The sequence below is a fragment of the Streptomyces sp. NPDC001890 genome (assembly GCF_042891445.1).
In the GTDB taxonomy this organism is placed as follows: Bacteria; Actinomycetota; Actinomycetes; order Streptomycetales; family Streptomycetaceae; genus Streptomyces.
Window position 1 is genome coordinate 142,132 of sequence record NZ_JBIATE010000019.1, and the last position, 18,411, is coordinate 160,542.

Consider the following 18,411-nt stretch of genomic DNA (forward strand, 5'->3'; position numbering starts at 1 on the left):
CATCCGTGTCGCAGGACGAACAGAGAACGGGCGACCGGGGGGACCTGCCGGTGACGGCGGACCTCCCCGGCGACCCGGCCCAGAACCGGCACCCCACGACGGACCGGGTGGTGTTCGGCGTCACCGCCGTGTTCACCCTCGCCTTCGTGGTCTGGGGGGCCACCGCCACCGACTCGCTGCAGAACATCTCCAGCGCCATGCTCGACGGGCTGATCCACAACGGTGGCTGGGCCTTCATGCTCGCCGCGTCCGGCTTCGTGGTCTTCGCCCTCTGGCTCGCCATCAGCCGCTACGGCAAGATCGCCCTCGGCCAGGAGGGGGAGGAGCCCGAATTCCGGACCGTTTCCTGGGTCGCCATGATGTTCAGCGCGGGCATGGGCATCGGCCTGATGTTCTACGGGGTGAGCGAGCCGCTCGCGCACTTCACCAGCCCGCCGCCCGGCACCCATCCCGCCGACGCCGCCGAAGCGATGCAGACGGCGATGGCCACCACCCTCTTCCACTGGACGCTCCACCCCTGGGCGATCTACGCCGTGGTCGGTCTGGCCATCGCGTACAGCACCTTCCGCCGACGCCGCCGGCAGACGATCAGTGCCGTCTTCGAGCCGCTCATCGGAGCCCGGCACGCCCACGGCGGTCTCGGCCGGCTGATCGACATCCTCGCCATCTTCGCGACCCTCTTCGGCTCCGCCGCGTCACTGGGCCTGGGCGCCCTCCAGATCGGCAGCGGCTTCCACGAACTGCACTGGAAGGAGAAGACCGGCACCGGGCTCCTGGTCCTGATCATCGCCGTGCTGACCGTGGCCTTCGTCGCCTCGGCGATCTCCGGCGTCGAAAAGGGCATCCAGTGGCTCTCCAACACCAATATGGTCCTCGCCCTGATCCTCGCCACCTTCGTCTTCATCGCGGGCCCCACCATCATCGTGCTCGACCTGCTGCCCACCTCGATCGCCGCCTACTTCGGCAATCTGGCCCAGCTCGCCGGACGCACCGAGGCGACCGGCAAGGGCGACGTCGCCGAGTGGCTCGGCAACTGGACCGTCTTCTACTGGGCCTGGTGGATCTCCTGGACGCCCTTCGTCGGCATGTTCATCGCCCGGATCAGCCGCGGCCGGACGATCCGCCAGTTCATCGGCGGCGTCATCCTGGTGCCCAGCGCCGTCAGCCTGGTGTGGTTCGCGATCTTCGGCGGTACGGCGATCAACCTCCAGGAGGCCGGCAAGCTCGGCGGTGCCGTCACCCAGGAGGCACAGCTCTTCGGAGTGCTCCAGCAGTTCCCGATCGCCACGGTGACGAGCCTGCTGGTGATGATCCTGGTCGGTATCTTCTTCGTCTCGGGCGCCGACGCCGCCTCCATCGTGATGGGCACGATCTCCCAGAAGGGCATCCTCGAACCCGCCAAGTGGGTCGTCGTCTTCTGGGGCGTGGTCACCGGAGCCGTGGCCGCGATCATGCTGCTCATCGGCAACGGGAAGGGCGACGCGCTCGCCGGGCTCCAGAACCTGACGATCCTGGTCGCCGCGCCGTTCACCGTCGTCATGGTCGGCATGTGCGTGGCCCTGCTGCGGGACCTGCGCCAGGACCCGCTGATCGTGCGGCGCGAATTCGGTGTGGAGGCCGTCGAGTCCGCGGTCATCGAAGGGCACGCCAAGTACGCCGGTGACTTCGAGATCCGGATCGGACCGGGCGGCAGCCAGGTCACCACCGGGCTCCACCAGGACCACGGACCGGAACCCGGCCCCTCCGGCGCGGACGAACCGGCCGGCTGACGGCCGAGGCACCCGCCGTCCGGCCGGAGCACGACCGGCCGGGCGGTCCGGCCCCCGGCGCCGATTAGGATCGGCACCCTGATGACTGCCACTCTCGTCGCCAAGGACCTCGCCGCCGGACACGGCGACCGCACACTCTTCGCCGGACTCGACCTCGTCGTCGCGCCCGGTGACGTGATCGGTCTCGTCGGAGTCAACGGCGCCGGAAAATCGTCCCTGCTCCGGCTCCTCGCCGGGCTCGACCGGCCGGAGGAGGGCGAGCTGCGGCTCTCCCCGCCGACCGCCACCGTCGGCCACCTGCCGCAGGAGCCGGAACGGCGGGCCGGTGAGACGGTGCGGGAGTTCCTGGCCCGCCGCACCGGCGTCGCCGAGGCCCAGGCCGCCATGGACGAGGCCACGCAGGGCCTCGTCGACGGAGCGCCGGGCGCGGACGACGCGTACTCCGAGACACTGGAGCGCTGGCTGGCCCTCGGCGGCGCCGACCTGGACGAACGCGCCGACGAGGTCGCCGCCGAGCTCGGGCTGACCGTCGGCCTCGACCTGCCGATGACCGCGCTCTCCGGCGGCCAGGCCGCCCGCGCGGGCCTCGCCTCCCTGCTGCTCTCCCGCTACGACGTCTTCCTGCTCGACGAGCCCACCAACGACCTCGACCTGGACGGCCTGGAGCGGCTGGAGCGCTATGTCTCGGGGCTCCGCGCGGGCACCGTGGTCATCAGCCACGACCGCGAATTCCTGATGCGCACGGTCACCAAGGTCCTCGAACTGGATCTGGCCCAGCAGCAGATCAATCTGTACGGCGGCGGCTACGCGGCCTACCTGGAGGAGCGCGAGCGCGCCCGCAGGCACGCCCGCGAGGAGTTCGAGGAGTACGCCGACAAGCGCGCCGCCCTCGAAGGGCGCGCCCAGATGCAGCGCTCCTGGATGGACAAGGGCGTCAAGAACGCCCGCCGCAAGGCCACCGACTCCGACAAGCTCGGCCGCAAGTTCCGCAGCGAGTCGAGCGAGAAGCAGGCCGCGAAGGCCCGGCAGACCCAGCGCATGATCGAACGGCTCGATGTCGTCGAGGAACCGCGCAAGGAGTGGGAACTGCGGATGGAGATCGCCGCCGCACCCCGCTCCGGCTCGGTCGTGGCCACCCTGCGCGAAGCACAGGCCGTACGCGGAGACTTCGCCTTCGGCCCGGCGTCGCTGCAGATCGACTGGGCGGACCGGGTCGCCATCACCGGCGCCAACGGAGCGGGCAAGTCCACCCTGCTCGCCGCCCTGCTCGGCCGCCTCCCGCTGGACTCCGGCCACGCCGCGCTCGGCTCGGGCGTGGTGGTCGGCGAGGTCGACCAGGCGCGCAAGCTCTTCCACGGCTCGGAATCGCTCCTGGAAGCGTTCTGTGCCGCCGTGCCCGACACCGAACCGGCCGAAGTGCGCACGCTGCTCGCCAAGTTCGGCCTGCGCGCCGACCATGTGATGCGCCCCGCCACGACGCTCTCCCCGGGGGAGCGCACCCGGTCGGCGCTCGCCCTGCTCCAGGGCAGGGGCGTCAACCTCCTGGTGCTCGACGAGCCCACGAACCACCTCGATCTGCCCGCGATCGAGCAGCTGGAATCCGCGCTCGACTCGTACACCGGAACGCTGCTGCTGGTCACGCACGACCGGCGGATGCTGGAAGCGGTACGGACCACCCGGCGGGTCGAAGTGGCGGCGGGCCGGGTCACGGAGCTCTGAGCCCCGCACCGGGCCGTCGCCGGCGGCCCGGTGCCCGGGGTCCGGGCGAACAACTACCCTTTCTGGTATCCCAAAGGGGTCGCATTTCCCGATTCCGAACCTCTGTCCGCCGGTCAATACCGGCGTCGCGCCCGCACTCCTCGGTGGTGGCGGAATTTGGTATGCCAAGTGCTAGTGTCGGCACAGCCAAGGACCGCCGTCCGGCCCAACGGCCCCGACACCGCATCCGCAGGAGGCCCTGTGCGTACCCGCTGGCGCGCCACCCACATCCTCGCCCATCGCGACGGCGGGCACGCGCTGCTGCGCGACGGCGAGATCGTCTGGGACGGCGACACGATCGCCTACGTCGGCAGGCGGTACGACGGCCCGGTCGACGAGGAACTGGACCTCGGCGAGACGCTGGTGATGCCGGGCCTCATCGACCTGGACGCCCTCACCGACATCGACCATCTCGTCCTGGACTCCTGGGCGTCGCAGGAGACCGAGGGCGGACTGCTCTGGTCGCAGGAGTACTTCACCGACCGGCGCCACGACGTCTTCACACCGGCGGAACGGGCCACCGTACGCGAGTACGCGCTCGTCCAGCTCGCGCTGCACGGCATCACCACCTACATGCCCATCGCCTCGGAGGTCCACAGCGCCTGGGCCGAGCCGTACGACGAGCTCGTCGACATGGCGCGGACCTCCAGGCGGATCGGCCTGCGGGGCTATCTGGGGCCCGCCTACCGTTCCGGCGTCAATGTCACGCTGCCCGACGGCAGCCGCGGCGTCGCGTTCGACGAGGACCGCGGCCGGGAGGGGTTCCGGGACGCCGTGCGCTTCCTCGATCACGCGGCCGCACTGGACGACCCGCTGGTCAACGGGGTGCTGCTGCCCTGCCGCATCGAGACCCTCACCGACGAGCTCATGCGGAAGACCGCCGCGGTCGCGCTCCGCCGCGACGTCCTCGTACGGCTCCACTGCCTGCAGGGGACGACGGAACGGAACCTGGTGCGGGAGCTGCACGGCACCACCCCGCTCCAACTGCTCCAACGCACCGGGCTGCTGGACACCCGGCTCCTCGTACCGCACGGCATCGTGATCGACCGGCATCCCGAGGTGCACGGCGAGGACCGCGGCGACCTGGCGACGCTCGCGGCGGCGGACGTCTCGGTCATCCACTGCCCGCAGACCTCCCTGCGCTACGGCCAGGTGCTGCACTCCTTCGGTGCGTACCGGCGGGCAGGCGTCAACCTCTGCCTGGGCACCGACTCCTTCCCGCCGGACCTGATCCGGGGCATGGACCTCGGCGTCCACCTCGCCAAGGTCGTCGACGGCCGCGCGGACGCGGCGCCCGCCGAGCACTACGTCGAGGCGGCCACCCTCGGCGGCGCCCGCGCACTGGGCCGCACCGACCTGGGGCGGCTGGAGCCGGGCGCCCAGGCGGACCTGGTCGCTTTCCGGCTGGACGACATCCGCGACGGCGTCCGGGACGACCCCGTCCGCACCTTCCTGCTGAACGGCACCGCCCGCCAGGCCACCCACTCCGTGGTGGCGGGACGCCCGGTCATGACCGACGGCCGGATCCCCGGCATCGACCTGGTGAACCTGCGCCAGCGCGCCCAGAGCCTCTTCGACCGGATGCGCGAGGCGTACAGCGAGCGAGACGTGCTCCGGCGCGGCGCCCGGGAACTGTTCCCGCCGACGTTCCCGCCGTTCGAGGCGGGCCGCTCATGACCGGAGCCGGTACGTCCCACGTCGCGCACGCCGAGCGGACGATCCGCTCCCGCATCCTCGGCGGCGCGTACCCGCCGGGCTCGCGGCTGCGTGAACGCGAACTCTCCGACGCCCTGGGGGTGTCCCGCATCCCGGTCCGCGAAGCGCTCACCCGGCTGACGGGGGAGGGGCTCGTGCTGATCTCGCCCCGTCGCGGCGCCTCCGTGCGCAACCTCTCGCTCCGCGACGTGGCCGAACTCTTCGACCTCCGGCTGAGCCTGGAGGTGTTCGCCGCGCGCAGGGCCGCCGAGGCATGCGCCGCCGGCCGCGGCGGTGAGCGGCTGCGGGAACTCATGGAAGCGGCCGAGGACGCCACCCGGTGCGGTGACATGCAGTCGATCCCCGCCGCCAACACCGCCCTGCACGCGGAGATCGTCGCGATGACCGGGAACCGGCTGCTCCAGGACGCCCTGCAGCCGTCGCTCGGCCTGGTGCAGTGGCTGTTCACCCTCACCGGCGGCCTCGAACCGCGCGTCCAGTGCACCGAGCACCAGGACATCTGCGCCGCGATCCACGCGGGCAAGCCCGACCTGGCCGACGCCCTCGCCTACGCGCACATCGAGAGGGGCCGCGGCCCCTCCCTGGCGGCCCTGGCCGAGGTCCTTCCGGCCGAGTGACCGACGACGGCCGGACGGACCCCACCGGACGGACCCCGCCGGAGAGCCGTGCACCGGAGCCCGATCACCGCGCACCGGCGCCCGAGACAAGGAGATCCACCCCATGCTGATCACGAATGTCCGCCCCTGGGGCGGCGAGCCGTGCGACATCGAGATCGAGAACGGCACGATAACGGCGCTCACCCCGCACGATCCGGACCGTGCCGTGACCGGTGACACCGTGGCCGGACGGGGACGGCTCGCCCTGCCGTCGTTCTCCGACGTCCACTGCCACCTGGACTCCACCCGCATCGGGCTGCCCTTCCGCCCGCACACCGGCGCCCCCGGCGTCTGGGCCATGACCATGAACGACCGCGCCCACTGGCGCGAGGACGAATGGAGCGTCGCCGAGCGGGCCACGTACACCCTGGGCCGCATGATCGAGCGCGGCACGACCCGGGTCCGCAGCTACGCGCAGATCGACGCGGACTGCGGCCTGGAGCGGTTCGAGGGCGTGCTCGCCGCCAAGGAGGCGCACGCCGACCGGTGCGAGGTCGAGATCATGGCCTTTCCGCAGGCCGGCCTGCTCAAGGAGAAGGGCGTGCCGGAGCTGATGGACCGGGCGCTGTCCGCGGGCGCGGCCGTCGTCGGCGGCATCGACCCCTGCACCCTCGACCGGGACCCGGTGCGCCACCTGGACATCATCTTCGACCTCGCCGAGCGCCACCGCGCACCGGTCGACATCCACCTCCACGAGCCCGGCCCGCTGGGCGTGTTCAGCGTCGACCTGATCCTGGAGCGGGTGCGCGCCCTCGGCATGGCCGGCCAGGTGACGCTCTCGCACGCGTACGACCTCGGCGGTGTCGACGAGGCGACGACGCGCCGGCTGATCGAGGAGTTCGCGGAGCTGGACATCGCGATGGCGACCGTCGCCCCCGCGCAGCACCGGGCGCTGCCGCTGGCCGACCTGACGGCCGCCGGGGTGCGGATCGGCCTCGGCGAGGACGGCCAGCGCGACTTCTGGTCGCCGTACGGCAACGGGGACATGCTGGACCGCACCTGGCAGCTCGCCTTCACCAACCGCTACCGCGCCGACGAACTGATCGAGCACTGCATGGCCGTCGCGAGCCGTGGCGGCGCCTCGATCCTGCACCCGGAGCTGCCGCGCCTGACCTCGGTGGCCGACCGGCCCGGCGTCTCGGTGGGCGACAGCGCCGACCTGCTGCTGGTCGAGGGCGAGACCGTGGTGTCCGCCGTGATGGACCGCAGCGGCGACCGCACGGTGCTGCACGCCGGCCGCGTCGTCGCGGACGGACTGGAGCTCGTCGGCTGACCCACCCCGGGTACACGCGCCGGAGCCCGTCCACCACGCGGTGGACGGGCTCCGGCACCGGTCGGTGGCCGGCGGGCACCGGGTGTGGAAGTGGCAGCCGGGCGGCGGGTCCAGCGGGCTGGGCAGGTCACCGCCGAGCACGATCCGGCTGCGGCCCCGCTGCTCGGCCGGGTCGGGCACCGGGCTGCCGGACGAGTGCCGGTACTGCTGCCGCTACGGCTACCGCCTCCGGCCGCCCTGGTCCGGGTCCGTCAGTCCGGCCCGGCGCAGCGCGTCCGCCATCGCGCTGTTCACCGGTGCCGGCGCCTGTCGGGCGGAGCCGCCACCGCCGCCACCGCGCCGGTCGCGGTCCTGGCCGCCCTGCCCCTGGCGCTGCCTCGGCGGCCGTCCGCCCTGACCGCCGCGCTCACCGCGCTCGCGCCGCTGGCCGCCGCCCTGGGTGCCCGCACCCGCCGCGGCCTCGTCGTCCAGCCGCAGCGTCAGCGAGATCCGCTTCCGCGCCACGTCGACATCCATGACCTTGACCTTCACGATGTCGCCCGGCTTCACGACGTCCCTCGGGTCCTTCACGAACGTCCGCGACATCGCCGACACGTGCACCAGGCCGTCCTGGTGCACACCGATGTCCACGAACGCGCCGAACGCCGCGACATTGGTGACGACGCCCTCCAGCACCATGCCGGACGCGAGATCACCGATCTTCTCGACGCCCTCCTTGAAGGTGGCCGTCTTGAACGCGGGCCGCGGGTCGCGTCCGGGCTTCTCCAGCTCCTTCAGGATGTCGGAGACCGTCGGCAGACCGAACTTCTCGTCCACGAAGTCGTCGGCCCGCAGCGAGCGCAGCACCCCGGTGTTGCCGATCAGCGAGGCGACGTCGCCGCCGGTCCGCTTCACCATCGCCCGCACCACCGGATACGCCTCCGGGTGCACGCTCGACGCGTCCAGCGGGTCGTCGCCCCGGATGCGCAGGAAGCCCGCGCACTGCTCGTACGCCTTCGGGCCCAGCCGCGCCACGTCCTTGAGCGCCTTGCGGGACCGGAAGGGGCCGTTGGCGTCGCGATGGGCGACGATGTTCTCGGCGAGCCCCGAGCCGATCCCCGAAACCCGCGAAAGCAGCGGCGCGGACGCGGTGTTGACGTCGACGCCGACACCGTTCACACAGTCCTCGACGACCGCGTCCAGCGAGCGCGACAGCTTCACCTCGGACAGGTCGTGCTGGTACTGGCCGACCCCGATCGACTTCGGATCGATCTTCACCAGCTCGGCGAGCGGGTCCTGCAGCCGCCGCGCGATGGAGACCGCCCCGCGCAACGACACGTCCATGTCGGGGAGTTCCTGCGAGGCGAAGGCCGACGCCGAGTACACGGACGCGCCCGCCTCGGAGACCATCACCTTGGTGAGCTTCAACTCCGGGTGCTTGTCGATGAGTTCACCGGCCAGCTTGTCGGTCTCACGGGACGCCGTGCCGTTGCCGATCGCGATCAGGTCGACGTCGTGGGCCTTCGCCAGCCGCTCCAGCGCGGCCAGCGACTGGTCCCACTTGTTGGCCGGGACATGCGGGTGGATGACGTCCGTCGCGACGACCTTGCCGGTCGCGTCGACGACGGCGACCTTCACCCCGGTACGGAAACCGGGGTCGAGCCCCAGCGTGGCCCGCGTCCCGGCCGGCGCGGCGAGCAGCAGATCGCGGAGGTTCGACGCGAAGACGCGTACCGCCTCGTCCTCCGCCGCGGTGCGCAGCCGCAGCCGCAGATCGATCCCGAGGTGCACCAGGATCCGGGTCCGCCACGCCCATCGCACGGTGTCGCCGAGCCACTTGTCGCCGGGGCGGCCGCGGTCGGCCACGCCGAAGCGCCGGGCGACCATGTTCTCGTACGTCGACGGACCGGGGGTGTCCGAGGGCTCCTCCGGCTCCATGACCAGGTCGAGCACGTCCTCCTTCTCGCCCCGGAGCATCGCGAGCACCCGGTGCGAGGGCAGCGCGGTGAACGGCTCGGCGAAGTCGAAGTAGTCGGCGAACTTCGCGCCCGCCTCCTCCTTGCCGTCCCGCACCTTGGCGGCCAGCCGCCCGCGCGTCCACATGCGCTCACGCAGCTCACCGATCAGATCGGCGTCCTCGGAGAACCGCTCGGTGAGGATGGCACGGGCCCCCTCCAGCGCCGCCGCGCCGTCCGCGACGCCCTTGTCGGCGTCGACGAAGGCGGCGGCAGCGGCGAGCGGCTCCACCGAAGGGTCCCCGAGCAGGCCGTCGGCAAGCGGTTCGAGCCCCGCCTCCCGGGCGATCTGCGCCTTGGTGCGCCGCTTGGGCTTGAACGGCAGATAGATGTCCTCAAGGCGCGCCTTGGTGTCGGCTGCGCGGATCTGCGCCTCCAGCGCCTCGTCGAGCTTGCCCTGCTCGCGCACCGAGTCGAGGATCGCCGTCCGGCGGTCCTCCAGCTCGCGCAGATACCGCAGCCGCTCCTCCAACGTGCGCAGCTGCGCGTCGTCGAGCATCTCGGTCGCTTCCTTGCGGTAGCGCGCGATGAACGGCACGGTCGACCCGCCGTCGAGCAGCTCGACGGCCGCCTTCACCTGCCGTTCGCGTACGCCGAGCTCCTCGGCGATCCTGCCTTCGATGGACGTCGTCACGGTTCTACCGACTCGCCTTCTCGTACTGGCTCTACTGGCTGTGCCTGCCGGGGCCGGGGCCCTCCGTTCGGATCACGCCGGGCTCGCGTGCCCCGGTGCCGCACCTCGCCGCGTTGTCGTCGGTCGCCGACGCCCCGCGTCGACTCCCTCCTCCGCCTTGCGATGCACGGCACCGGACCCCGCTCCCTGATCCGGCCCGATCCGAACGAGAGGCCCCGGGCCCCTTCGCCTGCATTGTGCCGGGTGGCCGGGCGCCGTGTCGCCCGGCCACCCCAGGGCCTGTCGTACGGATCGGGCGGGGCGGCTGATCAGTCCTTGCCGATGAGGCCGTCCGGGAACGCGCCCGCCGAAGCCGCCGTGAACAGGAACCCGCGTGCCAGCTCGGTCAGCCGCTCCACACCCTCGGCGCCCAGGTGCTCGTACGGTGCCGCGTCCATCCGGTCCGTGGCCTCCTCCAGCTCCGCGCGGAGCGCGACACCGGCCTGCGTCAACTCGCCCTCGGCGTCCAGGAGTCCGCGCCCGCGCAGCCGCTCGTACGCCGCGTCCCAGTCGTCGCGGTGCCAGCCGCGGGTGGCGAGCACCCAGCGCGGGGACATCCCCTTGCCGGTCGCCGTGTGGCTGACCAGGGCCTCCAGCGGGTCGAGCCCGGCGGTCAGCAGCGCGGCGAGATGGCCGTCGCCGCGGTGCTCCCGCAGCAGTGTGCCGGCGTGCCAGTACGCCAGATGCGGCTGCTCGGGCACCGGGAGATCGGCGTGGGCGGCGTAGAGCGGCCGGGCGTGTCGGGTGCACGCCTCGGCGGCGCGCAGTGCGAGCTCAGCCGCCTCGGCCAGTTCCGGGGAGGCGATGATCTCCTCGCCCAGCAGCCGGCGAAGGGTGGTGTCGGCGGCGCGCAGCCGGGCGTCCAGGACCGCCTGCGGCGAGGCCACGGACCACACGGCGGGCAGATGCCGGGCGACGAGGTCGTGGTTGAAGTTGTAGAACGCGGCGGTGACCGCGCCCGGTCCGACGGCACCCATCGCCGCCGAACGCGCGGCGAAGTAGGCGGCGTTCGAGTCGTCGATGCCGAGCTCCCCGAGTTCCTTGCCGAGGTCGGGGGAGAAGTAGACCGTCGAGTGCAGCGGGTTGATGGCGTTGTGGCAGCGGCGTCCGGCGCGCGGCGGCAGAGTACTCATACAGTCACATTACCGACTGGTCGGTACGCGAGGTAACCCCGGTACGGCGCCGGGTTCGCGATCACCGCGCGATGGCAGGAAAGGTGGGTTCCTCGTCATTGCGGCCATGACCGGGGCCGACCAGGATGGCGGTCATGACGCAGCGATCCGTACTCGTCGTCCTCTACGACGGCGTCCAGAGCCTCGATGTCACCGGGCCGGTGGAGGTCTTCGCCGGGGCCTCCCGTTTCCCCGGGGCCGGGTACGGACTGCGCACCGCCTCGCTCGACGGAGCCCCGGTCCGCACCTGCAGCGGCCTCGTCCTCGTCCCGGACAGCAGCCTCGCCGACGCCGAACCGCCCCACACCCTGCTCGTCCCCGGCGGCGAGGGCACCCGCGACCCCGACCCGGCGCTCGTCGACTGGCTGTGCGAACACGCCCCGCACGCCGAACGGCTCGTCTCCGTCTGCACCGGCGCGCTGCTGCTCGCCGGGGCCGGACTGCTGGACGGGCACCGGGTGACCACGCACTGGTCGGTCTGCGACCACCTCGCCCGCACCCACCCGGCCGTCGAGGTCGATCCGGACCCGATCTTCGTACGCGACGGCAGGCTGGCCACCTCCGCCGGGGTCACCGCCGGAATCGACCTGGCCCTCGCGCTGGTCGAGGAGGACCACGGCAGGGACATCGCGCTCACCGTCGCCCGGCACCTCGTGGTCTTTCTGCGCAGGCCGGGCAACCAGGCCCAGTTCAGTGCCCAGCTCTCCGCCCAGACCGCCCGGAGCGAACCCCTGCGCGAGGTCCAGCACTGGATCACCGAGAACCCCGGCGAGGACCTCTGCGTCGAGGCGCTCGCCGCCCGTGCCCGCCTCTCGCCCCGGCACTTCGCGCGCGCCTTCCGGGCGGAGACGGGCCTCACACCGGGCCGATACGTCGACCGCGTACGCCTGGAACAGGCCCGCAGGCTGCTGGAGGACACCACCGACGGTGTCACCGGCATCTCGCGCGCCTGCGGCTACGGCACCCCGGAGGCCATGCGCCGCGCGTTCATCAAGGCCCTGGGCGCCGCCCCCGCCGAATACCGCCGGCGCTTCCGCGCCCAACCCGCGGCCGGCTGACCGCCGACCCGCACCCGACCGACCGCGACCGTGAGATCGACCGCGAACGTGAAAGGGAACCCATGCAGATCGCCATCGTCCTCTTCGACCGCTTCACCGCACTCGACGCGGTGGGCCCGCACGAGATGCTCGCCCGCACCCCCGGCGCCGAGACCGTGTTCGTCGCCGAACGGACCGGCCCCGTGCGCAACGACACCGGCAGCCTCACGCTCGTCGCCGACAAGACCTTCGCGCAGGTGCCCGCGCCCGACGTGGTGGTGGTGCCGGGCGGCCCCGGCCAGCGCGACCTGATGGAGAACGAGGAGCTGCTCGGCTGGCTGCGCGCCGCCGATGCCACCAGCACCTGGACCACCTCCGTCTGCACCGGCTCGCTGCTGCTCGCCGCGGCCGGACTGCTGACCGGCCGCCGGGCCACCTCGCACTGGCTCATGCTGGACGTACTGAAGGGGCTCGGCGCCGAGCCGACCGGCGAGCGGGTCGTCGTCGACGGCAAGTACGTCACCGCGGCGGGCGTCTCCTCCGGCATCGACATGGGGCTCACGCTGGCGGGCCGGATCGCGGGCGACGAGCACGCCCTGGCCGTACAGCTGCTGACCGAGTACGACCCGCAGCCGCCGTACGACGCGGGCTCGCCGGAGAAGGCCCCGGCGGCGATGGTCGAGAAGTTCCGTGCCCAGCGCCACTACCTCCTCCAGTAGCGCGCGGGCGCGGGCCGTCAGGCCCCGGTCGTCCAGGTGAAGCGGGGCTCGCGCCGCTCCAGGAAGGCGGCGACACCCTCGGCGGTGTCGCCGCTGCGGCGTGCCTGCCGCGCCCAGTGCGCGTCCCGGTCCCGGCGCCCGTCGGCGAACTCCTTCGCCGCCGCCTGCGTCAGCCGCGAGCGGGCGGTCAGGGTCCGGGTGTACGCCTCGACCCGCTTCTCCAGCTCGCCGGCCGGCAGCACCTCGTCGACCAGACCGGTACGCAGCGCCCGTGCGGTGTCGATCAGCTCGCCGGAGAACAGCAGGTGCTTCGCGGTGGCCGGGCCGGTCAGCGCCACCAGCCGCCGGGTCGACGACGCGGCGTACACGATGCCGAGCTTGGCCGGCGTGACACCGAAGGACGCCCCTTCCTCGGCGAACCGCAGGTCGCAGGCGGCCGCCAGCTGACTGCCGCCGCCCACGCAGTAGCCCCGGATCACCGCGAGGGTCGGCCCGGGGAACGCGGCCAGCGCCTCCTCGGCCGCCACCGCGAGCGCCTGCGGGTCGCCCGCCGGGTCCCGGAGCGAGGAGATGTCCGCACCCGCGCAGAAGGTGTCCCCGGCGCCCGTCAGCACCAGCACCCGGACCGCGGGATCGGCCGCCAGCCGTTCCAGCAGACCGGGCAGCGCGCTCCACATCGCCGCCGTCATCGCGTTGCGCTTGGCGGGATTGCTGATCACGACGGTGGCGACGCCGTCCGCGACGGTGTGCTCCAGCCCGGGTTCCGTACGGTCCATGTGCCGGATGCTATCCGTACGGTTCGAACCTATGATCAAGAAGGGGTCCGGGACCAGGTACGCACCGTGAGGAGCTTCCCGTGGCAGATCCCGCAACCGAGGGCAGGAGACTGAGCCGCAGCTTCGGCTGGCTCACCCTGCTCGGCAGCCTGCTCGTCGTGGCCGGTCTGGTCGGTCTCGTCTACACCGGCGTCGCGACGCTCACCTCGATGATCCTGTTCGGCTGGCTGCTGCTGATCGGCGGCCTCGTCGGACTGCTGCACGCCATCGACTCCCGCGGCAGCGACTTCTTCTGGCTGGGTGTCGTGGTGGCCGCGCTGAACATCGCCGCCGGGATCGTCGTCATCCGCCACCCGCACGGCACCGCCGAGGCGCTGACCATGTTCGCCGCGCTGCTCTTCCTGACCGGCGGGGTGTTCCGCCTGGTCGGCAGCGTCGTGGTGCGCGGCCCGCAGTTCGGCTGGACGCTGCTGCAAGGCGCCTTCGGCCTGCTGCTGGGGCTGCTGGTGCTCTTCGACTGGCCGCACAGCAGCCTCTACGTACTGGGCCTCTTCTTCTCGCTGGCGCTGCTCTTCGACGGCCTCGGCCTGATCGCGATGGGGGTGGGCGGCCGCCGCATCGTCTCGATGGTCTCGGAACAGAGTGTGACCGGCGAGCTGCCCGACCAACCCCGAGGAGACGAACAGAAACGGTCCAAAGGCTGAGCCTTCGGCGTTCTGTCCGGTCAAAATTCGTCGATAGAGGCTGAATTCTGTTCAGTGGCACGGTCCGGACCAACTACGCCCCGCACTCTGTACTCGACGTGCAGTCACCATCGAGTGGAGAGCGGGTACCGGACTATGGAGAGCCGCGGGAGTGTCCCCGCCCGGCCCGTCCCGTACGAGGGAGTCTGGCGGTTCACCGCTCCGGCCGTGGACGTATCCGTACCGCAGGCCCGGCACGCGGTGCGTGATCTGCTGAAGCGCCAGGGCGTGCCGCTGGACGACGATGTCGCCGAGGGGCTGCTGCTCATCGTCTCCGAGCTGGTCACCAACGCGGTGAAGCACGCCGCGCTGCTCTCGCCGGAGCTGGCCGTCGAGGTGGCCGTCGGCGAGGAGTGGATCAGGGTGTCCGTCGAGGACAACCACCCCTACCGGCCGACGGCCCTGGAGACGGACTACGCGCAGACCGGCGGACGCGGTCTGCTGCTGGTCCGGGAGATCACCCGGGAAGCGGGCGGGGCCTGCGACGTGGAGCACACCGCAGGCGGCGGAAAGATCATCTGGGCGGCGCTGCCGCTGACCCCGCGCCCCTGACCGCCCGTACCCGACGGCGCCCCCGGTGCCGTCCGTCCGTCACCAGCCGGCGGACGGTCCCGTCAGCTCCCTGATCGCCGGACGCGCGGCGTCCAGCACCGTCATGAACCAGGCCGAGAACGGCGACCGGGCGTGCCGCTCGGCGAGCTCGTCGGCCGTCACGAAAGCGGTCTCGCCGACCTCCTCCGGGTCCGGGTCGAGCCGGTCCTGCGCCATGCCCACGAAGAGATGGTTGAACTCCTGCTCCACCAGGCCCGAGGCCGGGTCCGGATGGTTGTAGCGGACCGTGCCCGCCTCGGCCAGCAGGGAGGGCGAGACGCCGAGCTCCTCGTACGTACGCCGGGCGGCGGCGGCGAAGGGCGCCTCACCGGGGTAGGGGTGGCCGCAGCAGGTGTTCGACCAGACACCGGGGGAGTGGTACTTGCCGAGCGCACGGCGCTGGAGCAGCAGCCTGCCCTGCTCGTCGAAGAGGAACACGGAGAAGGCGCGGTGCAGCTGACCGGGTGGCTGATGGGCGGCGAGCTTCTCCGCCGTACCGATGGTGGTGCCGTCCTCGTCGACCAGTTCGAGCATGATCGCTTCTGCTGTGCCGTTCGACGAGCTGTGCGCCGCGGTGGCTGGTGTGGTCGGCATACCCATCCTTCGCTATGGTCCCGGCCCGGTGCGCCGGTCCCGTCGATTCCGGTCAAGTCTGCCGTACAAAAGCCGCTTGTCCGCACCGCGGGGTCTGGCATGTCCGGTCCCGCCGCACCGTGACGCGCGGCGGGACCGGACGGTACGTCAGACGCCGAAGGCGGCCGGATAGCGGATCGTGCCCTGCGGGACCGGCACGGATTCGTCCAGTACCAGGGCCATCATCGCCTCGTCCGGGACGTCGAAGCCCGGCCGGATCCCGTACCGCGACGCCGGTACGAAGCCGAACCTCGGGTAGTACTCGGGATGACCGAGCACCAGGACGAGTGACTCGCCGCCCAGCCTCGCCGCGTCGAGCGCCGCGCGCACCACCGCCTGCCCCGCACCGCGACGCTGGTGCTCCGGGACCGTGGCCACCGGGGCCAGCGCGAGCGCCGGTACGTCCCCGACCCGGCACCGGGTCAGCAGCGCGTACGCGGCGACGTCCCCGTCCGGGCCGTCCGTCGCCACCCGGGCGAGGCCGGGCAGCCAGGCCGCCGGGTCCGCGCGCAGCGCGTCGACGAGAGCCGCCTCGTCCGGCGTCGGGAACGCGGCGGCGTTGACGGCATGCACGGCTGCCGTGTCCGCCGCGGTCTCCGGCCGGGTCGGCCAGCGGGGGTCGGCGGGGCGCAGCACGTAGCCGGCGTAGCCGTACTCCGCGCCGTGGTCGCGCCGCATGGCCAGCTCCTCGCGGGTCGCCGCGAGCGCCCAGGCCATGCCGGGAGCGGACGCCTCGGCGGCCTCGACGCGCTCGGCGAGCGGGACGTAGTACTCGTCCCAGTCGCTGTCGGGCTGCACCAGCGACCCCAGGACGTGGTAGCCGGCCGCGACCGCCGCCGCGGCGTTGTCCGCCACGGGGCGCATCGACGTCTCCTGTTCCCAGAAGGCGCGCGTCTCGGGCGTCGGCGCGTCCGTCGTCCAGACGCACTCGCTGACGACCAGGGAGCCGCCCGGGGCGAGCAGCCGCTTCCAGTCCCGCAGAGCGGTGTCGAAACCGATGAGGTACGCCGACCCCTCGGCCCAGACGAGGTCGAACGACCCGTCGGGGAAGTCGGGGCCGGACAGCTCCGCCATGTCGGCCCGGACCGTACGGACACGGTCGCCGAGCCCGCGGGCCCCGGCCGCCTCGCGCAGTTCGTCGAGGAACGGCTGGTGGAGGTCGACGGCGGTCACCTCGGCACCCGCCTCGGCGGCGAGGAGCAGCGCGGCACGGCCGGGCCCGCAGCCCAGATCCAGGACGCGCGGACGGCGCGGCAACGGGCCGGTGAGCCCCAGCAGCCGCCGGGTGGTGGCATCGGAGCCGGGGGACTGCCGGGGCAGGCCGTGGTGCAGGGAGAAGAACGCCTCGGTACGGACGGCGTGATCGTTGTCGGTCAACGTGGGAACCCTTGGTGTACGAGGGCTCCGGCCAACGGGTCGACCCGTTGCGAGTCGGGGTGCTAGCCGAGAACCCGGGAGATGAGGAAGGACCGGATGCCGCGCCGGGTGGGCGCCTTCGCGACGGTCATCAACCTCAGCTCCTCTCTCGCACAGGGGGAGGCCGAACGCCTCTGCGAATACCCTACACGGCGCCGCCGGAGGGGACCCTCAGTGACAGAGCTTCGCCTCGTGCTCGGCATGGCCGCTCGGCTCCAGCTGGAAGGTGCAGTGCTCCACGTCGAAATGGTCGCCGAGGCAGCCCTGCAGCTCGTGGAGGAGCTTCTCGTGGCCGATCGAGTCGAGCATGTCCTGGCGCACCACCACATGGGCGGAGAGCACCGGCATGCCCGAGGTGATCGTCCAGGCGTGCAGGTCGTGGACGTCCAGCACACCGGGCAGCGCGGTGATGTGGGCGCGCACCTCCGCCATGTCGACCCCCTTGGGCGCCGACTCCAGCAGCACGTTGAGCGTCTCCCTGAGCAGCTTCACGGTGCGCGGGACGATCATCAGGCCGATGACCAGCGAGGCGATCGGGTCGGCGGCCTGCCAGCCGGTGGCCAGGATGATCCCCGCCGAGACCAGCACCGCGAACGAGCCGAGCGTGTCCGCGAGCACCTCCAGATAGGCGCCGCGCACATTGAGACTGTCCTTCTGCCCGCGCATCAGCAGCGACAGCGAGACCATGTTGGCGGCCATGCCGACCAGGGCGAAGGCGATCGTCAGCCCGCCCCTGGTCTCGGCCGGGGTGATGAAGCGCTCGACGGCCTCGAAGAGCAGGAAGCCGCCCACCCCGAGCAGCAGCAGACAGTTGGCCAGTGCCGCCAGGATCTCGGCACGGGCGTAGCCGAAGGTGCGGTTCACCCCGGCCGGGCGGTTGGCGAAGTGGATCGCCAGCAGCGCCATGCCCAGGCCGAGGGCGTCGGTCGCCATGTGGGCCGCGTCGGCGATCAGGGCGAGCGAGTCGGCGAGCACCCCGCCGACGATCTCCACGACCATCACGGTGAGCGTGATGCAGAGCGCGATGCGCAACCGTCCCCGGTACGCGGCGGCTGCCGTGCCGGTGGGCGGCGGCCCGCCGTGTGTGTGCCCGTGGTCGTGCCCTGCCCCCATGGGGAACGCCTCCCGGTCGTCTCGCGGTCCCGGACGCGGTCGGCCCGGGGCACTGCCAGTGAACTACGGGTGGGGGGTATCCGGCAACACGGCACTGAACACCGTTGTCATATGCTCTGACCTGCGGAAATGCTTGCAGGTCAGGAGGGTGTCGCGGCAGGCCGGGCCGGGGCCGTACCGACGCGTTTTGTCAGGCGAGGCAGCGATCGACGATGATGATCGCGGGCGGCGCCGGATGATGCCGGTCCACCCCGAACGGGGCGCAAACGGTCGGTGAACTCGCGCTTCCGTTCATCCGATAGCCTCTGCCGACGTGCCGCCGGCCCGCATCCGGGCCGCACAGTCGCGCGCCGACCCCGTCAGCACCAAGGA

15 protein-coding genes are annotated in these 18,411 nt (G+C 72.2%); 9 read left to right on the forward strand and 6 right to left on the reverse strand.

Features of this window, described 5'->3' with window-relative positions:
- Positions 1-5 precede the first annotated feature (5 nt).
- The 5 genes from ACFYY1_RS32785 to ACFYY1_RS32805 all read left to right on the forward strand — a co-directional run bounded on the left by ACFYY1_RS32785 (position 6) and on the right by ACFYY1_RS32805 (position 7,172).
- Positions 6-1,769, forward strand: a complete 1,764-nt coding sequence (locus ACFYY1_RS32785; RefSeq protein WP_388592021.1) for a BCCT family transporter — start codon at positions 6-8, stop codon at positions 1,767-1,769.
- A gap of 81 nt (positions 1,770-1,850) precedes the next feature.
- Positions 1,851-3,488, forward strand: coding sequence for an ABC-F family ATP-binding cassette domain-containing protein (locus ACFYY1_RS32790; RefSeq protein ID WP_356087411.1), 1,638 nt, complete (start codon positions 1,851-1,853; stop codon positions 3,486-3,488).
- Positions 3,489-3,728: 240 nt separating this feature from the next.
- Entirely contained in the window at positions 3,729-5,204 is a 1,476-nt protein-coding gene (locus ACFYY1_RS32795) for a chlorohydrolase family protein (protein WP_388592023.1), read from the forward strand.
- Complete coding sequence (locus ACFYY1_RS32800; RefSeq protein ID WP_388592024.1) at positions 5,201-5,860, forward strand: GntR family transcriptional regulator; 660 nt, start codon at positions 5,201-5,203, stop codon at positions 5,858-5,860. Before ACFYY1_RS32795 ends, ACFYY1_RS32800 begins: the two co-directional genes overlap by 4 nt.
- Positions 5,861-5,963: 103 nt before the next feature.
- Positions 5,964-7,172 carry an amidohydrolase family protein gene (locus ACFYY1_RS32805; protein WP_388592026.1) on the forward strand — a complete coding sequence of 403 codons (1,209 nt, stop codon included), beginning with the start codon at positions 5,964-5,966 and terminating at the stop codon, positions 7,170-7,172.
- Between the two features lie 219 nt (positions 7,173-7,391).
- Here ACFYY1_RS32805 and ACFYY1_RS32810 read toward each other — a convergent pair whose 3' ends face one another.
- Both ACFYY1_RS32810 and ACFYY1_RS32815 read right to left on the reverse strand, forming a co-directional pair.
- A complete protein-coding gene (locus ACFYY1_RS32810; protein WP_388592027.1) occupies positions 7,392-9,800 on the reverse strand; it encodes a Tex family protein in 2,409 nt (802 codons plus the stop codon).
- A gap of 308 nt (positions 9,801-10,108) precedes the next feature.
- Positions 10,109-10,972, reverse strand: coding sequence for a hypothetical protein (locus ACFYY1_RS32815; protein WP_388592029.1), 864 nt, complete (start codon positions 10,970-10,972; stop codon positions 10,109-10,111).
- A gap of 134 nt (positions 10,973-11,106) precedes the next feature.
- Between ACFYY1_RS32815 and ACFYY1_RS32820 the strand changes: the two genes are divergently transcribed.
- Positions 11,107-12,069 carry a GlxA family transcriptional regulator gene (locus ACFYY1_RS32820; protein WP_388592030.1) on the forward strand — a complete coding sequence of 321 codons (963 nt, stop codon included), beginning with the start codon at positions 11,107-11,109 and terminating at the stop codon, positions 12,067-12,069.
- Between the two features lie 62 nt (positions 12,070-12,131).
- Positions 12,132-12,767 (forward strand): DJ-1/PfpI family protein, encoded by a 636-nt coding sequence (locus tag ACFYY1_RS32825; protein WP_388592032.1) that lies wholly within the window; start codon positions 12,132-12,134, stop codon positions 12,765-12,767.
- 17 nt (positions 12,768-12,784) lie between these two features.
- Here ACFYY1_RS32825 and ACFYY1_RS32830 read toward each other — a convergent pair whose 3' ends face one another.
- Positions 12,785-13,543 (reverse strand): enoyl-CoA hydratase/isomerase family protein, encoded by a 759-nt coding sequence (locus ACFYY1_RS32830; protein WP_388592034.1) that lies wholly within the window; start codon positions 13,541-13,543, stop codon positions 12,785-12,787.
- An 80-nt stretch (positions 13,544-13,623) separates the two neighbouring features.
- Between ACFYY1_RS32830 and ACFYY1_RS32835 the strand changes: the two genes are divergently transcribed.
- Complete coding sequence (locus ACFYY1_RS32835; protein WP_388592036.1) at positions 13,624-14,247, forward strand: HdeD family acid-resistance protein; 624 nt, start codon at positions 13,624-13,626, stop codon at positions 14,245-14,247.
- Positions 14,248-14,382: 135 nt separating this feature from the next.
- A complete protein-coding gene (locus ACFYY1_RS32840) occupies positions 14,383-14,838 on the forward strand; it encodes an ATP-binding protein (RefSeq protein ID WP_266727948.1) in 456 nt (151 codons plus the stop codon).
- Between the two features lie 39 nt (positions 14,839-14,877).
- Here the strand turns inward: ACFYY1_RS32840 and idi are convergent, their stop codons facing one another.
- The 3 genes from idi to ACFYY1_RS32855 form a co-directional block, all read right to left on the reverse strand.
- Positions 14,878-15,471 (reverse strand): isopentenyl-diphosphate Delta-isomerase, encoded by a 594-nt coding sequence (gene idi / locus ACFYY1_RS32845; protein WP_388592038.1) that lies wholly within the window; start codon positions 15,469-15,471, stop codon positions 14,878-14,880.
- 147 nt (positions 15,472-15,618) lie between these two features.
- Positions 15,619-16,887, reverse strand: coding sequence for a bifunctional class I SAM-dependent methyltransferase/N-acetyltransferase (locus ACFYY1_RS32850; RefSeq protein WP_388592040.1), 1,269 nt, complete (start codon positions 16,885-16,887; stop codon positions 15,619-15,621).
- A 210-nt stretch (positions 16,888-17,097) separates the two neighbouring features.
- The gene (locus ACFYY1_RS32855; protein ID WP_388592042.1) at positions 17,098-18,039 is read right to left on the reverse strand and encodes a cation diffusion facilitator family transporter; all 942 of its coding nucleotides are present in this window, start codon (positions 18,037-18,039) and stop codon (positions 17,098-17,100) included.
- Positions 18,040-18,411 lie beyond the last annotated feature (372 nt).